Origin of the sequence: Yimella sp. RIT 621 (genome assembly GCF_004146205.1) — a bacterium.
Classification (GTDB): Bacteria; Actinomycetota; Actinomycetes; order Actinomycetales; family Dermatophilaceae; genus Yimella; species Yimella lutea.
Genome location: NZ_SEIP01000011.1, coordinates 1 through 19,136, shown reverse-complemented (window position 1 = coordinate 19,136; position 19,136 = coordinate 1). Strand labels below are relative to the sequence as shown.

At 67.2% G+C, this 19,136-nt stretch carries 10 protein-coding genes; 6 read left to right on the top strand and 4 right to left on the bottom strand.

What is annotated here, in order from left to right:
• Positions 1–295 precede the first annotated feature (295 nt).
• Positions 296–1,015 (top strand): adenylyl-sulfate kinase, encoded by a 720-nt coding sequence (cysC, locus tag EU513_RS16420; RefSeq protein ID WP_240796030.1) that lies wholly within the window; start codon positions 296–298, stop codon positions 1,013–1,015.
• Complete coding sequence (locus EU513_RS11315; protein WP_239702350.1) at positions 1,012–1,947, top strand: sulfite exporter TauE/SafE family protein; 936 nt, start codon at positions 1,012–1,014, stop codon at positions 1,945–1,947. Before cysC ends, EU513_RS11315 begins: the two co-directional genes overlap by 4 nt.
• A 164-nt stretch (positions 1,948–2,111) precedes the next feature.
• On the opposite strand, the gene EU513_RS11310 is transcribed toward EU513_RS11315, so the two are convergent.
• The gene (locus tag EU513_RS11310; RefSeq protein WP_129626010.1) at positions 2,112–2,693 is read right to left on the bottom strand and encodes a hypothetical protein; all 582 of its coding nucleotides are present in this window, start codon (positions 2,691–2,693) and stop codon (positions 2,112–2,114) included.
• A gap of 170 nt (positions 2,694–2,863) precedes the next feature.
• Here EU513_RS11310 and EU513_RS11305 point away from each other — a divergent pair, with 170 nt between their 5' ends.
• Entirely contained in the window at positions 2,864–3,760 is an 897-nt protein-coding gene (locus EU513_RS11305) for a hypothetical protein (protein WP_129626009.1), read from the top strand.
• A 127-nt stretch (positions 3,761–3,887) separates the two neighbouring features.
• Here the strand turns inward: EU513_RS11305 and EU513_RS11300 are convergent, their stop codons facing one another.
• Together EU513_RS11300 and rpoB are read right to left on the bottom strand one after the other, a co-directional pair.
• Positions 3,888–7,796 (bottom strand): DNA-directed RNA polymerase subunit beta', encoded by a 3,909-nt coding sequence (locus EU513_RS11300; RefSeq protein WP_129626008.1) that lies wholly within the window; start codon positions 7,794–7,796, stop codon positions 3,888–3,890.
• An 87-nt stretch (positions 7,797–7,883) separates the two neighbouring features.
• Complete coding sequence (rpoB, locus tag EU513_RS11295; RefSeq protein WP_129626007.1) at positions 7,884–11,369, bottom strand: DNA-directed RNA polymerase subunit beta; 3,486 nt, start codon at positions 11,367–11,369, stop codon at positions 7,884–7,886.
• Positions 11,370–11,892: 523 nt separating this feature from the next.
• Here rpoB and EU513_RS11290 point away from each other — a divergent pair.
• Both EU513_RS11290 and EU513_RS11285 read left to right on the top strand, forming a co-directional pair.
• Positions 11,893–12,993 carry a peptidoglycan-binding domain-containing protein gene (locus EU513_RS11290; protein WP_205744759.1) on the top strand — a complete coding sequence of 367 codons (1,101 nt, stop codon included), beginning with the start codon at positions 11,893–11,895 and terminating at the stop codon, positions 12,991–12,993.
• Positions 12,994–13,015: 22 nt separating this feature from the next.
• Positions 13,016–14,356: a hypothetical protein gene (locus EU513_RS11285; protein ID WP_129626005.1), complete on the top strand. Its 1,341-nt coding sequence runs from the start codon at positions 13,016–13,018 to the stop codon at positions 14,354–14,356.
• Between the two features lie 119 nt (positions 14,357–14,475).
• On the opposite strand, the gene EU513_RS11280 is transcribed toward EU513_RS11285, so the two are convergent.
• A complete protein-coding gene (locus tag EU513_RS11280; RefSeq protein WP_370447359.1) occupies positions 14,476–17,934 on the bottom strand; it encodes an ATP-binding cassette domain-containing protein in 3,459 nt (1,152 codons plus the stop codon).
• Between the two features lie 654 nt (positions 17,935–18,588).
• Between EU513_RS11280 and EU513_RS11275 the strand changes: the two genes are divergently transcribed.
• Positions 18,589–18,999, top strand: a complete 411-nt coding sequence (locus tag EU513_RS11275; RefSeq protein ID WP_129626003.1) for a GIY-YIG nuclease family protein — start codon at positions 18,589–18,591, stop codon at positions 18,997–18,999.
• Positions 19,000–19,136 lie beyond the last annotated feature (137 nt).

Below are 19,136 nucleotides of genomic sequence, written 5' to 3'. Positions count from 1 at the left end.
GCGGCCGTTCGCGTGGCTGTACGGGATCTCGACGAGTGGTCTCGATCGCGGCTCTCGCCTAGCGGCTCGCACCTACTCGACCACCGTGGAAACCCCCACACGGTGGTCGAGTAGGGACGGAGCGTTAGCGGAGTCCCGCGATCGAGACCACGACACACGCACGCGGTGGTCGAGTAGGGACGGAGCGCCAGCGGAGTCCCGCGATCGAGACCACACGCATCGGGCGCTCTGGGTCGACCAGCCATCCGATAACGTCGCGGAACTCGCACCTCCGAACGCAATCCTGCTCGTGCCCATGTCGCCCAGCCACCAGCCGGGACACCGCGCGCTCGCCGCTCTCCGATCAGCGCTTGCCGCTGCGAGCGAACGCGAAGACCTGCGCGTCCTCGCCGTTCCGGTCGAACTCGACGCTCACCCCGAACGGCGCGAACTCGTCGAACGCGCGCTCGACGCCGACTCGTCATCGACCATCAGCGACCACGAAGCCTCCTCCGCTGCAGGCGTATTCATCCTGCTCACCGGACTTTCCGGCTCGGGCAAGTCGACCATCGCCCGCGCACTGCGCGAAGAACTCATCATCCGCGGCAACTCGGTCACACTCCTCGACGGCGACCAGGTGCGCCGCGAACTCTCCGCCGGACTCGGCTTCTCCCCCGAGGACCGCGACACCAACGTCCGCCGCATCGGCTGGGTCGGCGCCGAAATCGCAGCACACGGCGGAGCGGTTGTCGCGTGCCCGATCGCGCCGTACGACGCCACCCGTAAGGCGGTGCGCCAGATGGTCGAACACGCAGGCGCACGAATGGTGCTCGTGCACGTCGCCACTGCCCTGGCCGAATGCGAGCGCCGCGATCGAAAAGGCCTGTACGCCAAGGCTCGTGCCGGCGAGCTACCGGACTTCACCGGCATCAGCGCACCGTACGAAGCACCCGAGGACGCCGACCTGGTGATCGACACGAGTGAGGTTGCCGTGGCGGACGCCGTCGCGCGCATCATCACCGAACTGGATCGGTGACCGGTCCGGTGCTCACAGACCTGTTGGGTGGTCAGTTCCCCGAGCTGCTCACCGTGGCCTTCCTCGTCGGCATCGTCGTCGGCCTCACCGGTATGGGCGGCGGCGCGCTGATGACACCCGCGCTGATCTTCCTCGGCGTTCCTCCGACCACCGCCGTCGCGAACGACCTCGTCGCCGCCGCCGTGAACAAGAGCGTCGGCGCCGGCGTCCACTGGCGCACCGGATCGCCAGACCTGCGCCTGGTGAAGTTCCTCGTGATCGGTTCAGTACCAACGGCATTGATGGGCGGCTGGATCGTCGGGCTCCTCGGCGAGGACGAAGCACAACAGTCCGGGCTCAAGCTGATCATCGGCATCACGCTGCTCATCGCGGCGATCAGTTACGGCACCCGCATCTACCTCGACATGACCGGCCACATCGGACGCCGCCTCGGCGCCGAGACCGTCATCCGTCCACTACCCACGATCGCGGTCGGCGCGTTCGGTGGACTGCTCGTCGGCATCACCAGCGTCGGCAGCGGTTCGCTGATCATGGTCGCGCTCGTCCTGCTCTACCCGACGCTGTCAGCCCGCAAGCTGGTCGGCACCGACCTCGTCCAGGCCGTCCCGCTGGTGCTGGCCGCGGCGATCAGTCACGTCATCGCTCAGGGCATCGACTGGAGCGTGCTGATCCCGTTGATCATCGGTGGGACGCCCGGCACCTACCTCGGCGCCAAGCTCGCCCGCCGGGTCGCGCCGTCCGTGCTGCGCGGCGGGATCGTCATCGTCCTCAGCCTCACTGGACTCACCATGCTGAAGGTGCCGCCGGTCGTCGTCGGGATCCTCGGGTGCGCGGCCGTCATTCTGTGTCCGCTCGTGTGGGCGCTGCTCAAGCAGCGGCATGAGCGGCGAGCGAGGTCGGCGCTGGAGACCGAGCACAGCTACACGATCTGAGCCGTGCGGCGTGTGGTTGGCTCTTCGTCGCCGTCTCCGTGGTTTCGGCGCCTGCGGATTCGTTCCTCATCCGCAGGGCTCAACCAGCGGCGGGATGAGGCCCTGCGCAGCTTTGGGACGAGGGCCCAACCGGCGGTGGGTGTGGCCTCGGCCGGCGCGGACGGTCAGCTTTCGAGGGTGAGGGCGCGGATGACCGGGGGCATCGCGCGGTTGATGTGAGCCGCCATCTGGGCGAACACCTCGGGGTCGCGGCGGAAGGGGTCGACGATCACCGACTCCTGCTCCGAGATCGGGTGGATGTCGGTGCGGCGCTTGCCGACGTGGTCGACCAACCGGCCGACGAACGAGTCGTCCGCGGGACCGAAGAACCCCCGTTCCGCCGGCGGCACCGCGGCGATGCCGTCGACCATGTGGCTGAAGTCGGCCAACGCGAACGTGTACTTCAGCGCCTTCGGCTGCAACGTCACGACGTCCGCGCGGTGGTCACGCGTCGCGGTCAGGATGAGGTCGGCGTCCGCCGCGATCTGCGGGGTGAGCTGACGCGACCGAAACCCGCCGTCGTCGATCCCGAGTGCCTGCAGGTGGGCCAGGCTCTGCGGCTCGATCGGGTGGTTGATCAGGGCCCGGGTGCCCGCGCTCTCGACGTCGTACCCGCGTCCGGCGAGATGGGTCGCCAGCACCCGCTCGATGTAGGGCGACCGGCAGATGTTGCCGGTGCAGACGACCAGGATCCGCGCGTTGCTCACGCAGGAGAGACTAACCAGTCAAGCACCGTCCGTGCCCAGGGCACTCGAAGTGCACGAAGTGACTCCGTAGTCGGAGTGCCCTCGTGCATATGGAGTGCCCTGGGGAAGATCGTCCGGATTATCCACACGGCCGTCTGCACGTTCGCTCACGATGCAGCACGCTCCATCCCATGAAACCGGAACGTCTGCTGTTCACCGGTCCCCGCACGCTGCGCGCTGAGGCGCTCGACCAGGACGCATGGACGCAAGTGCGCCACGGGGCGTTCTACCCGGCATCCGAGTGGGAAGCGCTGGACGCCGGTGAGCGGCACGCGCTGCTGGTACACGCGAGCGTCCCGAAATGGGCGGACGATCGACTCGTCTCACACTGGTCGGCAGCCGCACTGCACGGCCTGCCGACCATCGGCAGGTGGCCGAACCGCGTCGCCCTGACCGTCGCCGGGCGCGGCCGCACCTCTCAGCACGTCCAGCGCTTTCACCGGGTCAACGAACTTCCGATCCCTGTGCAGATCAACGGTATTCGCGTGACCGCCCCGTTGCGTACCGTCGTCGACCTGGCCCGGTGCACATCGCTGCGCAGTGCGCTCGCCACCGCGGACGCAGCGCTGCGGAAGGAGATGTTCGCCCTCGACGAACTGCGGCAGGCAGTGAGCGAACTCCCGACCGGCGTCCGAGGCAGGCAGACCGCGCTGCTCGTCGCCGAGCTCGCCGACGAACGGGCGGAGTCCCCGCTGGAGTCGATGAGCCGAGCGGTGATGTTCCAGGCCAGGCTCCCCCGTCCCGAGCTCCAGGTCATCGTGCGCGACGGCCGCGGGTTCATCGGACGCTGTGACTTCGGCTGGGACGGTCTGCTGGGCGAGTGCGACGGGAAGATGAAGTACGGCGCGGACCTGACCGACGATCCGTCCACGGCCGTCTGGCGCGAGAAGCAGCGTGAGGACCGGATCCGCCGAGTGGCAGACCTGGCCAGATGGTGCTGGGACGACGCGTACGCGGAGGGTCCGATGCTGCGGATCCTGGCCGACAAGGGCGTACGTCCGCGTCCGGGTCAGCAGTGGATCGCGTGAGGGCACTCCAAGTGCACGAGGGCACTCCGTATACGGAATGCCCTCGTGCATTTGGAGTGACCTCAGCGTCGAGGGACGCCGAAAGGCCCCGGTCCACGCGGAACCGGGGCCTTACGAGCACCGTGGGTCAGCTGTCGGAGAAGCCCAGGGCTTCGTCGTCGAGGCGGATGGCCTCGCCACTGCCCGGGCCGAAGACCGGGTAGTCGTACGGCTGGTAGTCCGGCAGGGCGTACAGCGCAGCCTTGGCCTCTTCGGTGGGCTCGACCGACAGGTTGCGGTAACGGGGCAGGCCCGTTCCGGCCGGGATGAGCTTACCGAGGATGACGTTCTCCTTCAGGCCCAGCAGCGGGTCGCGACGACCGTGCATGGCGGCCTCGGTGAGCACGCGGGTGGTCTCCTGGAAGGACGCCGCCGACAGCCACGACTCGGTGGCCAGCGACGCCTTGGTGATACCCATGAGCTCGGGACGACCCGACGCCGGACGTCCGCCTTCGGCGACTGCCTTGCGCGAGGAGTCCTCGAAGCGACCACGCTCGGCCAGCTCACCCGGGAGCAGGTCGGTGTCCCCGGCCTCGATGATCGTCACGCGACGCAGCATCTGGCGCACGATGACCTCGATGTGCTTGTCGTGGATCGACACACCCTGCTGGCGGTACACACCCTGGACCTCGTCGACGAGGTGCTTCTGCACCTCGCGCGCGCCCTGGATACGCAGCACCTGCTTGGGGTCGATCGCACCCTTGACCAGCAGCGCGCCGACCTCGACGTGCTGACCGTCCTCGATGAGCAACTGGGCGCGCTTGCTGACCGGGTAGGTCTGCTCCTCGCCACCGTCGTCCGGGGTGAGCACGATCGTGCGGGACTTGTCGTCGTCCTTGATCTCGACGCGTCCGGCGGCCTCGGCGATCGGGGCGACACCCTTGGGGGTGCGCGCCTCGAACAGCTCGACCACACGGGGCAGACCCTGCGTGATGTCGTCGGCCGCAGCCGCACCACCGGTGTGGAAGGTACGCATCGTCAGCTGCGTACCCGGCTCACCGATGGACTGGGCGGCGATGATGCCGACAGCCTCACCGATGTCGACCAGCTTGCCGGTCGCCAGCGAACGTCCGTAGCACATGGCGCAGGTGCCGACACGGGACTCACAGGTGAGCACCGAGCGGACCTTGACCTCTTCGATGCCGGCCGCGATCAACTTGTCGAGGTTGACGTCTCCGAGGTCGGAGCCGGCCTTCGCCAGGACATCTCCGCCCACCTCGACGTCGACCGCGAGGTTGCGGGCGTAGACCGAGGACTCCACGTGGTCGTGCTCGACGAGCTCGCCGGACGCGTTGCGCTGGGCGATCGGCATGACCAGACCGCGGTCGGTGCCACAGTCGGACTCGCGGATGATGACGTCCTGCGACACGTCGACCAGACGACGGGTCAGGTAACCCGAGTCGGCCGTACGAAGCGCGGTGTCGGCCAGACCCTTACGCGTACCGTGCGTGGAGATGAAGAACTCCAGCACCGACAAGCCCTCACGGAAGTTGGACTTGATCGGACGCGGGATGATGTCACCACGCGGGCTCACCATCAGGCCTCGCGCACCGGCGATCTGACGGATCTGGAACCAGTTACCACCCGCACCCGAGGCCACCATGCGGTAGATCGGGTTCTTCGGGTCGAAGTTGGCCTGCATCTCCTGCGCGACCTCATCGGCACCCTGGCGCCAGATGTCGGTCAGCTCGTCACGACGCTCCTGGTCGGTGATCAGACCACGGTCGTACTGACCCTGGATCTTCGCCGCGCGCACGTCGTAGCCGGCCAGGATCTCCTTCTTGTTGCTCGGGGTCTGCACGTCACCGATGGCGACGGTGCAACCCGAGCGGGTCGCGAAGTAGAACCCGGCATCCTTGAGTGCGTCCAGCGACGCGGCGACCTGACCCTTGGGGTAACGCTCGGCGAGGTCGTTGATGACCGCACCGAGGCCCTTCTTGTCGATCGCACGGTTCAGGAAGGGGTAGTCCTCCGGAAGCGTCTCGTTGAAGAGCACACGGCCGAGGGTCGTGGCCAGCTTGTAACCGGACGCGCGGCCCAGCTCGTCGACCTCGAAGCCCTCCGGCAGGTCGAAACCTTCCGGCGGCACCTGGTCGAACAGGCGGATGCTGACGAGCGAACCGAGCTTGATCTCGCCCAGGTCGTAGGCCATGCGGGCCTCGGCAGCGGTCGAGAACGTGCGCAGCTCACCGGCTTCCCCACCCTCGGCGGCGACTTCGCCGTCCTCGGACGTCAGGAAGTAGATGCCGGTGATCATGTCCTGGCTCGGCATGGTGACCGGGCGGCCGTCGGCCGGCTTCAGGACGTTGTTGCTCGACAGCATCAGGATGCGTGCCTCGGCCTGCGCCTCGGCGGACAGCGGCACGTGAACGGCCATCTGGTCACCGTCGAAGTCGGCGTTGAACGCGGTGCAGACCAGCGGGTGGATCTGGACGGCCTTGCCCTCGACCAGCTGCGGCTCGAAGGCCTGGATGCCCAGACGGTGCAGGGTGGGTGCGCGGTTCAGCAGCACCGGGTGCTCGGTGATGACCTCTTCGAGGACGTCCCACACCTGCGGACGCTGACGCTCCACCATGCGCTTGGCCGACTTGATGTTCTGCGCGAGGTCGAGGTCGACCAGACGCTTCATCACGAACGGCTTGAACAGCTCCAGCGCCATCTGCTTGGGCAGACCGCACTGGTGCAGCTTCAGCTGCGGACCGACCACGATGACCGAACGGCCGGAGTAGTCGACGCGCTTACCGAGCAGGTTCTGACGGAAGCGACCCTGCTTGCCCTTGAGCATGTCGGACAGCGACTTCAGCGGACGGTTGCCGGGGCCCGTGACCGGGCGACCACGACGGCCGTTGTCGAAGAGGCTGTCGACGGCCTCCTGAAGCATCCGCTTCTCGTTGTTGACGATGATCTCCGGCGCACCGAGGTCGAGCAGACGCTTGAGTCGGTTGTTGCGGTTGATCACGCGGCGGTACAGGTCGTTGAGGTCGGAGGTCGCGAAACGGCCACCGTCCAACTGCACCATCGGACGCAGGTCCGGCGGGATGACCGGGACGGCGTCCAACACCATCGACGCGGGGCTGTTGGTCGTCTGCTGGAAAGCGGTGACGACGCGCAGACGCTTCAGCGCACGGGTCTTGCGCTGACCCTTGCCGGTGGCGATGGTCTCGCGCAACGACTCGGCCTCGGCCTCGAGGTCGAAGGACTCCAGGCGCTTCTGCAGTGCAGCCGCACCCATGCCGCCCTCGAAGTACAGACCGAAACGGTCACGCATCTCGCGGTACAGCGTCTCGTCACCCTCGAGGTCCTGGACCTTGAGGTTCTTGAAACGGTCCCAGACCTGGTCGAGGCGCTCGACCTGCTGGTCCGCACGCTTGCGGATCTGCGTCATCTCACGCTCGGCGGACTCACGGGTCTTGCGACGGACGTCAGCCTTCGCGCCTTCCTTCTCCAGCTCCGCGAGGTCGCCCTCGAGCTTGGTGGCGCGGGTGTTGATGTCGCCGTCGCGGCGGTTCTCGATCTCCTTCTTCTCGACCTCGATCTGAGCCTCCAAGGACGGAAGGTCCTTGTGGCGCTGGTCGGTGTCGACGGAGGTGATCATGTAGGCCGCGAAGTAGATGACCTTCTCCAGGTCCTTCGGGGCGAGGTCGAGCAGGTAGCCCAGACGCGACGGAACACCCTTGAAGTACCAGATGTGCGTCACCGGGGCGGCGAGCTCGATGTGGCCCATGCGCTCACGACGCACGGCCGAACGGGTCACCTCGACGCCGCAGCGCTCACAGATGATGCCCTTGAAGCGGACCCGCTTGTACTTGCCGCAGTAGCACTCCCAGTCGCGAGTCGGGCCGAAGATCTTCTCGCAGAAGAGGCCGTCCTTCTCGGGCTTGAGGGTGCGGTAGTTGATGGTCTCGGGCTTCTTGACCTCGCCGTGGCTCCACTGGCGGATGTCTTCGGCCGTTGCCTGGCCGATGCGAAGCTCGTCGAAGAAGTTGACGTCCAGCACTTGGTGCTTCCTTCTTTCGTTCTTTCTGGAAGTTTTGTCTCAGTGATCGCGGAGTGCGGGGGCGCGTGGTGCGCCCCCGCGTCCGGATCAGACTTCGTCGACCGAGCTCGGCTCGCGACGGGACAGGTCGATGCCGAGTTCCTCGGCGGCCCGGAAGACTTCCTGGTCCGCGTCCCGAAGGTCGATGGTCTGGCCGTCGCTGGACAGCACCTCGACGTTCAGGCAGAGGGACTGCATCTCCTTGATGAGCACCTTGAACGACTCCGGAATACCCGGCTCGGGGATGTTCTCGCCCTTGACGATCGCCTCGTAGACCTTCACGCGGCCGGTGACGTCGTCGGACTTGATGGTGAGCAGCTCCTGCAGTGCGTAGGCGGCGCCGTACGCCTCCAGGGCCCACACCTCCATCTCACCGAATCGCTGACCACCGAACTGCGCCTTACCACCGAGCGGCTGCTGGGTGATCATCGAGTACGGACCGGTCGAACGGGCGTGGATCTTGTCGTCGACCAGGTGGTGCAGCTTCAGGATGTACATGTACCCGACCGAGATCGGCTCCGGGAACGGCTCACCCGAGCGACCGTCGAACAGACGCGCCTTACCGCTGCTCTCGACCAACTGCTGACCGTCGCGGGTCTTGTTGGTCGACTCGAGCAGACCGGTGATGGCGGCCTCGGACGCACCGTCGAACACGGGGGTCGCGACGCGCGAGCCGGCAGGCGCCTCGTGGGCGTCCTTCGGCAGCTGCGCGGCCCACTCCGGCTCGCCCTCGATGTTCCACCCGCGGCTGGCTGCCCAGCCCAGGTGCAACTCCAGGATCTGACCCAGGTTCATACGACGCGGCACACCGTGCGGGTTCAGGATGACGTCGACCGGCGTCCCGTCCTCGAGGAACGGCATGTCCTCGATCGGCAGGATGCGGGCGATGACACCCTTGTTTCCGTGGCGGCCGGCGAGCTTGTCACCGTCGGTGATCTTGCGCTTGTTGGCCACGTAGACACGCACCAACTGGTTGACGCCCGGGGGAAGTTCGTCGCCTTCTTCGCGGTCGAACACCTTGACGCCGATGACCGTGCCGGTCTCACCGTGCGGCACCTTCATCGAGGTGTCGCGGACCTCACGCGCCTTCTCACCGAAGATGGCGCGCAGCAGGCGCTCCTCCGGGGTCAGCTCGGTCTCACCCTTGGGCGTGACCTTGCCGACGAGCAGGTCGCCGTCGCGAACCTCGGCACCGATACGGATGATTCCGCGCTCGTCGAGGTCGGCCAGCACCTCCTCGGACACGTTCGGGATGTCGCGGGTGATCTCCTCCGGACCCAGCTTGGTGTCGCGGGCGTCGATCTCGTGCTCCTCGATGTGGATCGAGGAGAGAACGTCGTCCTGCACCAGACGCTGGCTCAGGATGATGGCGTCCTCGAAGTTGTAGCCCTCCCATGGCATGAATGCCACGAGCAGGTTCTTTCCGAGGGCCATCTCGCCACCGTCGGTCGACGGTCCGTCGGCCAGCACGCCGCCGACCTCGACGCGGTCACCGGTGTCGACCAGCACACGCTGGTTGTAACAGGTGCCGGCGTTCGAGCGGTCGAACTTGGCGACGCGGTAGGTGGTGTAGGTCGCGTCGTCGTTGGCGACGGTGACCAGGTCGGCCGAGACCTCCTGCACCACACCGGCCTTCTCGGCGCGGACGACGTCGCCCGAGTCGAGGGCGGCGCGGTACTCCATGCCGGTACCGACCAGCGGAGCCTCGGCGCGCACCAGCGGCACGGCCTGACGCTGCATGGCGGCACCCATCAGCGCGCGCGATGCGTCGTCATGCTCCAGGAACGGGATCAGCGCGGTGGACGCCGACACCATCTGGCGCGGGGAGACGTCCATGTAGTCCACGTCTTCACGCGGGACGTCGGTGGCCTCTCCGCCCTTGGCGCGCACCAGGACGCGGTCCTCGACGAAGTGGTTGTCGTCGGTCAGCGGCGCGTTGGCCTGCGCGATGACGAACTCGTCCTCCTCGTCAGCAGAGAGGTAGTGCACCTCGTCGCTGACCAGGCCGTTCTCGACCTTGCGGTAGGGCGTCTCGACGAAACCGAACGGGTTGATGCGTCCGAAGCTCGCGAGCGAACCGATCAGACCGATGTTCGGGCCTTCCGGCGTCTCGATCGGGCACATACGTCCGTAGTGCGAGGGGTGGACGTCACGGACCTCCATGCCGGCGCGGTCACGGGACAGACCACCCGGGCCGAGCGCCGACAGACGACGCTTGTGCGTCAGGCCGGCGAGCGGGTTGTTCTGGTCCATGAACTGCGACAGCTGGCTGGTGCCGAAGAACTCCTTGATGGAGGCGACGACCGGCCGGATGTTGATCAGCGTCTGCGGCGTGATGGCTTCGACGTCCTGGGTGGTCATGCGCTCACGAACGACACGTTCCATACGGGACAGACCGGTGCGGACCTGGTTCTGGATCAGCTCACCCACGTTGCGCAGGCGACGGTTTCCGAAGTGGTCGATGTCGTCGGTCTCGACGCGGATCGACACGTCCTGCCCGTCACGACGACCCGGCAGCGTGGTCTGGCCGGCGTGCAGCGCGACCAGGTACTTGATCGTCGCGACGATGTCGTCGACGGCAAGGGTCGAGTCCGACAGCGGAGCCTCCAGGCCCAGCTTCTTGTTGACCTTGTACCGACCGACCTTGGCCATGTCGTAGCGCTTGCCGTTGAAGTACAGACCGTTCAGCAGGTTCTGCGCGGCTTCCTTGGTGGGCGGTTCGCCCGGACGCAGCTTGCGGTAGATGTCGATCAGCGCTTCGTCCTGGGTGGTGGTGTTGTCCTTCTCCAGGGTCTGGCGGATCGAGTCGTACTCGCCGAAGTGCTCGAGGATCTGCGCCTCGGAAAGGCCCAGGGCCTTCAGCAGCACGGTGACCGACTGCTTGCGCTTGCGGTCGACGCGAACGCCCACCATGTCGCGCTTGTCGATCTCGAACTCCAGCCACGCGCCGCGGCTGGGGATGATCTTCGCGGTGTAGATGTCCTTGTCGGACGTCTTGTCGATCGAACGCTCGAAGTAGACACCCGGGCTACGGACGAGCTGGGAGACGACGACGCGCTCGGTGCCGTTGATGACGAAGGTGCCGCGGTCGGTCATGAGCGGGAAGTCGCCCATGAACACGGTCTGGCTCTTGATCTCACCGGTGTTGTGGTTCATGAACTCGGCCGTGACGAACAACGGCGCCGAGTAGGTCATGTCGCGCTCTTTGCACTCCTCGATGGAGTACTTGACCTCTTCGAAGCGGTGATCGCGGAAGGAGAGGCTCATGGTCTCCGCGAAGTCCTCGATCGGGGAGATCTCCTCGAAGATCTCCTCCAGGCCGGAGCGCTCGTTCAGGTCGTCGCGCCCGGCAGCCTTCGCCTCGGCGACACGCTCCTGCCAGCGCTCGTTGCCGAGCAGCCAGTCGAAGCTCTCCGTCTGAGGAGCGAGCAGGTCGGGCATTTCCAGGGGTTCGCGAATTTTCGCGAACGAGAGACGGCCCGAAGCCGTCTTCGCCGAGGACAGAGATTGGGTCGCAGTACGCGAGGCAGCCAAGGAGGGTCCTTCCACAGGCCGGGACGGGCGGTTTGTGGCCACACTCAAGCGGCGAATCCATCCCTACCGGTGGGCAGGACAACCGCGGCTTCGCAAATCGGAGATCGTCCCGCCGTGGAGCGGAGATCGGCCGAATGTTGTCGCCGGATCGAAAATGGGTTGCTGAAGAGGGCAGCGCAAAGGTCAACTATAGACACGCGATGCGGAAATGTCCAGCCGCGGGCACAAGACCCCCTACCCCGGGCGACATCAACTGCGAAAAGGGTGCACCGGGGTGGGTGCCGGGGTCAAGAGCTTTCGATGCGCGTGTCGCAGGTGGTCGCTTCTGGCGGTGTGCGGACCGCGGCTGCCTTCGAGCTCGCAACTGGCAGCGCCGGCGGCACCAGTTGCGATCCGGATGCCAGAAGCGGGCTCGACCATGACAACCGTTCGACTACCCTTGCGTTGGCCGGAGCACCGCGGGGTCCGCGCAGGCGGTAGGTGCGTCGTCACGTCCAAGGGGTCTCACGTCCAAGGGATTGTCATGACCGTTTCTCGTCGCTTCGTACTCGGTTCCGCCGGCGCCGGCATCCTGTTCGGCACCTCGGTGCAGGCTTCGTCGGCCGCCACGTTCGCCGCTGTCACCTCCACGTCTGATCCCAGGAACATCCGGGCGTTCAAGTTGCTGCTGAACGGGCTGGGTTGGCGCACCGCGGTGGACACCACGTACACACGCACCTTCTATGACTTCGTCCGCACATTCCAGCGGCGGAACGGCTTGCCTGTCACCGGCCTCGGCGACGAAGCAACCATCCGTTTCCTCGCATCACGACGCACGGTCGCGGCCGACACCACCTCGTGGCACGCCGGCGCCCTCAAGGTGCTGTTGCACAAGCACGGGTACGTCTTCTCCACCGGCGCGGACGCGACGCCCTACCTGACCGGATCGTCGCTCGCGTTCGCGCAGACGATGCTCGATCTCGGCAACTTCCGCGTCTCGGCCGGGTACGGCCACACACAGTCCAACCCTGATGCCGTCATCTGGACCAGACTCTTCGGCGCCCCGAGAATCGGGGGGCTGTACCCGGTGAGTCAATTTTCCTCGTCGGTGAAAGGCACCAACTGCGGGCCCGCGAGCGCGGTCGCGATTCTGGCGTCCCGTGGAAAACTTCCGCGCAATTGGGCTTACACGACTGCCGGTGCCGGCGCCGCGATCGATGATTTCCGGCGCTCCTGCGCTCTGGACGCCGTGGACGGGGTCACCGACCGGAACACGATCGGCACCGAATACTGGGAACTGCTCAGAGGCTTCGCCACCTACGGCCTCACCGGGCGCCAAGGCGGGATCGCCGACACCATCTCCCTCGGCCGGGCCGGACGCGCGACGATATGCGGCGGGAACATCAGGCAGCTGCCGTGGTGGAGAACGACCTTCTCCGGCGACGCATCGCACTGGATCGCTGTGCTCGGCACCGCATCGAACGGCGAGTTCGTCGTCGTCGACCCCTACCTGTCCGGCACCAACGCCTACGCGCGACGCATCACCGAGGCCGGTCTTCGGCTGTACGCATCCACCAACCCCGGATACCGGGTGGGGCACCCCCGTGTGCAGCCGCCGGACCGCAACAGCGTCGTCATCAACTGATCGACACCACGTCAGGATTGCCATGAAGCTCAGCCCCGTTCGGTTCTGCCCCGCCGTCGCCTGCACCGCTGCCCTCGCCCTGTCGGGTGGCGTTGCCGCCCCTGCCGCTCTGGCGGCTGCCACACCGGGTGAGTACGTCCCCCTGCCCTCCCCGACCCGTGTGTTCGACACCCGTTCCCCGACGTTGGCGGCCGGTGAGGCGCGACCGATGCGGACCGACGAATCGCGCACCGTCGACGTCGTCTCCCGCCTTCGAACCGCGTCCGGCGCCACCGTGGCGCCCGACCAGGTGTCGGCCGTGATGGTCACGACGACCGTCGCCAACACCTCGGCTGCCGGTTACGTCACGACGCAGCAGAAGAACACCGGTCGGTCTCCTGCGGTGTCGACGGTGAACTTCCCCGCCGGCAACCATCAACTGGCGAACACGACGATCGTGCCCGTTGCAGCCGACGGAACGCTCGACGTCACCGAGGGTGCCGGGTCGAGCAACGTGATCCTGGACGTCGTCGGCTGGTTCACCAGCGGCGCCACATTGCCGGCCGATGTGGTCACCTCCCAGGTCGACATCACCGACCCGGCGCGGTTCTACGACTCCCGTTTCAACGGTGACGGGCCGCTCGGCGGCGACAGGACACGAGCGATTCGCTTCGAGACGCCGTTCTCGGACGCCGACATCAACACCGCCCTCGTGCAGATGACCGCAGCCTCGCCCACCGGCAACGGCTACCTGCAGGCCTGGGACGGCCGGACGACCACGCCGCCGCCCACATCCGTGCTGAACTTCCGTCGGGGCGAGAACATCGCCTCGTTCGTCGCCGTGCCGGTACGCAAGGTCGCGGCCGGCGTCTTCGAGTTCACCGTCCGTGCCACCGGTGGCCCGACCCACATCGTCATCGATTCGGTCGGGGACGCGGGACGATTCAACGCCGCCACCTACCGTCCGATCACGCCGTGGCGATTCCTCGACACCCGCAGAACCAGCGCGTTGAAGGCGCGGTCGACGCTTTCGATCGCCGTGCCGTCAGCGGCGAACGCGCGCACCGCGAACACCTGGGCGATGGTCGGCAACGCGACGATGATCGCCGGATCGTCCTCGGGGCACTCGTTGTTCTGGAGCGGGGGGATTCCGCGACCGATCGCTTCGACCACCAACACCATGGCCGGGCAGAACCGTGCCTCCGGTGCTGCCGTCGTCCTCGGGTACGACCCGACAACCGCGCAGAACAACCGGCTGGGTGTCTACAACGGGTCGGGCGCCGCGGCCCATGTGCTGTTCGACATCTCCGGCCGCTTCGAGGCCTCCCCCGCTGCGGGTGCCGCCATGGCGAAGCGTTCGTGGAGGTACGTCGGTTCGCGCTAGCGGTCCCGACGACGACTGGCCATCCGGACCGCAACTGGACACCCAAATCGCAACTGGCAGCGCCGGCGGCACCAGTTGCGATCTGGAGGTCAAGAAGCGAGCTGGATCGCCAGTTGTGGTCAGCCGGCCAGGTGGCCCCAGTCGTCCGCGAGGTCGCGCCACCGACCGTCGGCGGCGACGCGCCCGTCGACCAGGACCACGACGCGGTCGGCCTGGGCCAACGCGGCCCGCTTCGAAGTGGCTCCTACGACGGTCGCCGAACGATCACGCAGCGCCTTCCACAACTCGATCTCGGTGGTGGCGTCGAGCGCGCTGGAGACGTCGTCGGCCAGCAGCAGTTCGGCGTCCGCGGCGAGCGCCCGGGCCAGTGCGAGGCGCTGAACCTGCCCACCGGACAGGCGAACTCCGCGGTGCCCGACCAATGCGGTCGGTCCACCGGCGGTCTCGACGTCAGGAGTCAGACGGGCGTCGGCGACCGGCTGATCGAACGCCCGGGTGAATCCGAGCTGGACGTTGTCGGCGAAGGTGCCCGACAGGACGCGCGGCACCTGCGCGACGTACGCCACCTGCCCCGGACGCATGAACACCTCGGCGTCGTCGATCTCCTCGCCGTTCCAGGTGAGCGAGCCGTCGTAGTCGATCAGGCCGGCGAGCGCACGCAGCAGACTCGACTTGCCCGAACCGACCTGGCCGAGCAGCAGCACCAGTTCGCCGCGTCGGATGTCGAGCTGCACATCCTCGACGCCGACCGTGCCGTCCTCGTGAATCGCGGTGAGGCCGTGAACCCCCAGCTCCTGCAACGCAGTTCGCGGAGCAACCGGAGCCTGCGGCGCCTCACCTGTAAGCAGGTCGACGCCGTCGGGAAGGCGCATCAGGTCCTGGCCGCCTGCCATCCGACTGGTGGCGGTCTGCCATGAACGCGTGCCCGGCGCCTCGGTGACCACGGCACCGGCGACGCGTCCGAACCAGTCGAAACCGTTGACCGCGTTGACCACGAGCAGCGCCGTCGCCAGACCCCAGACGTCCCAGAGCACTGCGGCCCACGCGACGACGGCACCGGTCTGCACCATCACCATCGGGACGCCGTCCAGGAAGGACTGCACTCGGTGTTCGCGGACGGCAGCATCCACCCGTCCGGCGTCGACCTTGCGCAGGTGGCGGTGCAGTTCGGGGGTGCGGCCGGCGAGTTTGACAGTGCGCGCCGACTCCAGCGTCGATACCAGCGCACGGCCGAAACGGGCTCGGGCGGCGGACGCCTGGGTCGCCGAGCGTCCGGCGATCGGGCGTCCCACTGCCGACGCGAGCGCGGCCGAGAGCATCACGGCGGCGAGGACGAGTCCGGCCAACGGGGTACTTGCGGCAACCGCGGTGAACAGCGCGATCGCCAAGCCGTTGCAGAAGTCGACCCAGCGGTCGGCGTAGCGCGCGTAGCGGTCGGCGTCCATCGCACGGGCCACGACCTCGCCGGCGGGGTCCTTGTGCAGTCGGCGCTGCGCGGTCTGGCCGACGAGCACGGCCATCCGCACCCGCAGCAGCACCTCGACCCACCAGCGCGGGTACCGCGAAATCGCCTCGGCGAGCATGATCGGCCCGATCATCACGCTGGCGACCACTGCGACCAACCACGGCCAGGACAGCGAACCGTCCTGCAGCCGCTCGATCGTCTGGCCCCAGGTGTATCCGGTGACCGCGCCGACCGCGCCGGTCAGGGAGAAGATCAGGAAGAGTCCGACCGAGAGCATGCCCCAGCGCGGACGCACCCATAGTGCCGACCAGATGCCCTTCGCCAGGCTCGGGCCGTTGCCGGTGTCGGGACGCACCGGCGGGTCGGTGCGACGGCGCTGACCGCCCACCGTGGTCACTTCGTCGACGATCTCAGGCTCTGCCTCACCGTCCCCGAGGTCGGCCGCCGTGAGCAGGTCGCGGAAGCGTCCCTCGGACGACGCCAACTCGCTGCGACTGCCGAACTGCGCGACCCGTCCACGGTCGAGGACCGCCACGAGGTCGGCGCGCTCGATCGTCGAAAGGCGGTGTGCGACAAGGATTCCGGTACGTCCGTGCAACAGGCGATCGGACGCGGCGACGACCCGGGACTCGGTGAGCGGGTCCATGCGAGCGGTGGCCTCGTCGAGCACGACGACGTGGACGTCGCGGATCAGCAGTCGTGCGAACGCAACCAGCTGTTCCTCACCGGCCGAGAGCAGCGTGCCGCCCGGACCGAGGAGCGTGTCGAGTCCGTCGTCCAGACCGGCGACCCAGTCGGTGAGGCCGAGTTCGTCGACGACGGCCTCGACCTGGGTGCGCGGGTTGTCGGCGAAGAGCGTGATGTTCTCGGCCAGAGTGCCGGCGATGATCTCGGTGCGTTGGGTGACGACGCCGACCTGGCGGCGCAATGCATGCAGGTCGAGGTCGAGCACGTCGATTCCCCCGATGAGCACCGAGCCACGTTCGGGTTCGACGGCACGGGAGACCAGAGACGCGAGCGTCGACTTGCCCGATCCGGTGCGTCCGACGAGCGCGAGCGTCTGGCCGGCGGGAACGTGGATGTCGATGCCCTCGAGCGCGAACTTGCCCTCGGTGTAGGAGAAGTGCAGGTCGCGGAAGTCGAGGTCGGGGGTCTGGTCGCCGAGGTGCAGACCGCCGGTCGGTTCGGGCGCGACGGCGAGCATCTGACGCAGACGGATCACGGCACCCATGCCCGCCTGCAGGTCGGGAAGTTGCTGAGCGACGTTGCCGATGACGCCCACGAAGGTGCTGGTGATCAGGAACAGCGTCACGATCTGCGCGACCGACAAAGATCCGCGGTCGGCGAGCAAGACACCGGCGACCGCGATGATCGCCAGCAAACCGTGCAACAGCAGGACGGCGCGCAGCGTGATGCGACGTTCGAGCAGGATGACGTTGTAGAAGAGTTCGTGGACCCTGGACGACAGCTGCGCGAGCCGGCGGATCGCGAACGACTGGCCGAGGCTGGTGCGCAGGTCGTCGCGTCCGGCGATGCCCTCCTCGAGGGCGGCGGCGTGGTCGGTCCAGGCGGCTTCCTCGACCACCTTGCGCTCGGCGATCTGGCCCATCAGCGGACGCATCACCAGCAGCGTCAGCCCGGCGAAGACCGGGAACAGCAGCCAGGCCGGCCACCAGGTGAAACCGGCCACCAGCCACATCGGGATGAGCGAGAGCACCGCGCGCAGCACCATCCAGACCTGCATCCGGACGAGTGAGCCGACCTCGTGGGTGTCGTCGTCGACGCGGTCGAGCACCTCGCCCACCGCCTGCTCGGACAGTGCCTCCAGCGGTTGGTGGAGGGCTGCGTCCAGCAGGTCGTCACGCAGTTTGCCCTCGGCGCGGTCGACGACGGTCGCCCACAGGATGCGTCCGGCGGTGTCGAGAACCGCCCCGCCGATGACGCATGCAGCAAGCCACCAGACCAGGGATGCGGTCGGGCTTTGCGCCAATCGCCCAGCGACGACCGTGCCGGCGGTCGCTCCCAGCGCTGCGATCGTGAGCGCAATGATTGCCACCACGGTCAGCGGGTGCTTCAGGCGACGCCAATTCACCTGTCGCTCCGGTGATTTCATCGTCTCGGCAGCGGCAGACTCTTGGATCTTCGTCGGCGTCAGGGTTGTCGTCATGGCGTGGTTCAGGCTATGCCCGACCACTGTCAAGGAGCGAATCATTTTCGGCCCCGTCGAGTAGGTGCGGAGCGTCAGCGGACTCTCGCGCCTTGTCTGAGCCGATGCGAGGTACGAGCGTCGTGTCGAAGGGACGGAAATCGCACACCCAACGGTGGTCGAGTAGGTGCGGAGCGCTAGCGACCGCGCGCGATCGAGATCACACACCCAACGGTGGTCGAGTAGGTGCGGAGCGCCAGCGACCGCGCGCGATCGAGATCACATCCCCAACGGTGGTCGAGTAGGTGCGGAGCGTTAGCGGAGTGCCGCCATCGAGACCACACACCCAACGGTGGTCGAGTAGGTGCGGAGCGTTAGCGGAGTGCCGCGATCGAGACCACACACCCAACGGTGGTCGAGTAGGTGCGGAGCGTTAGCGGAGTGCCGCGATCGAGACCACATCCCCAACGGTGGTCGAGTAGGTGCGGAGCGTTAGCGGAGTGCCGCGATCGAGACCACATCCCACGACGGCTGTCCACAGCGCCTCCCTCACCAGCGCGTCATCCACAACTGCGTAAACGAAGCTGGCCCCGCAGGAGCCCCAGCCGCACAGTTGTCCCCATGCCGTACACATACATTGTGGAGTGCTCTGACGGCTCCTACTACTGCGGAAGCACGTGGCAGCTGGACCGGCGCATCTGGGAACACAACCATTCCCCGAACGGTGCTGCCTACACTCGCCATCGCCGTCCGGTGCAGCTTGTGTGGGCCGTCGAGTTCGACAGCATCGCGGCGGCGTTCGAGTTCGAGAAGCAGGTGCAGAACTGGGGACGCGCAAAACGCGAGGCCTTGATCAGGGGCGAGTACGAGGTGCTGCCGCAGCTCGCGCGTCGGACCGATCGTCGACCGCGGCCGGACGGCGATCCGGGCCGACCGGTGAAAGGTCGCGTCGAGCGTCCGCCGGAGCCAGACGACCCGTGGGCATACCCGCTCAAGAGACCACGGCGTCCGCGGCGTCCGCGGGAACGTTGACCCTCACCGCGGAGTGGTCTCGATCGCGGCACTCCGCTAACGCTCCGCACCTACTCGACCACCGTGATCCGCACCTACTCGATCACCGTGATCCGCACCTACTCGACCACCGTGATCCGCACCTACTCGACCACCGT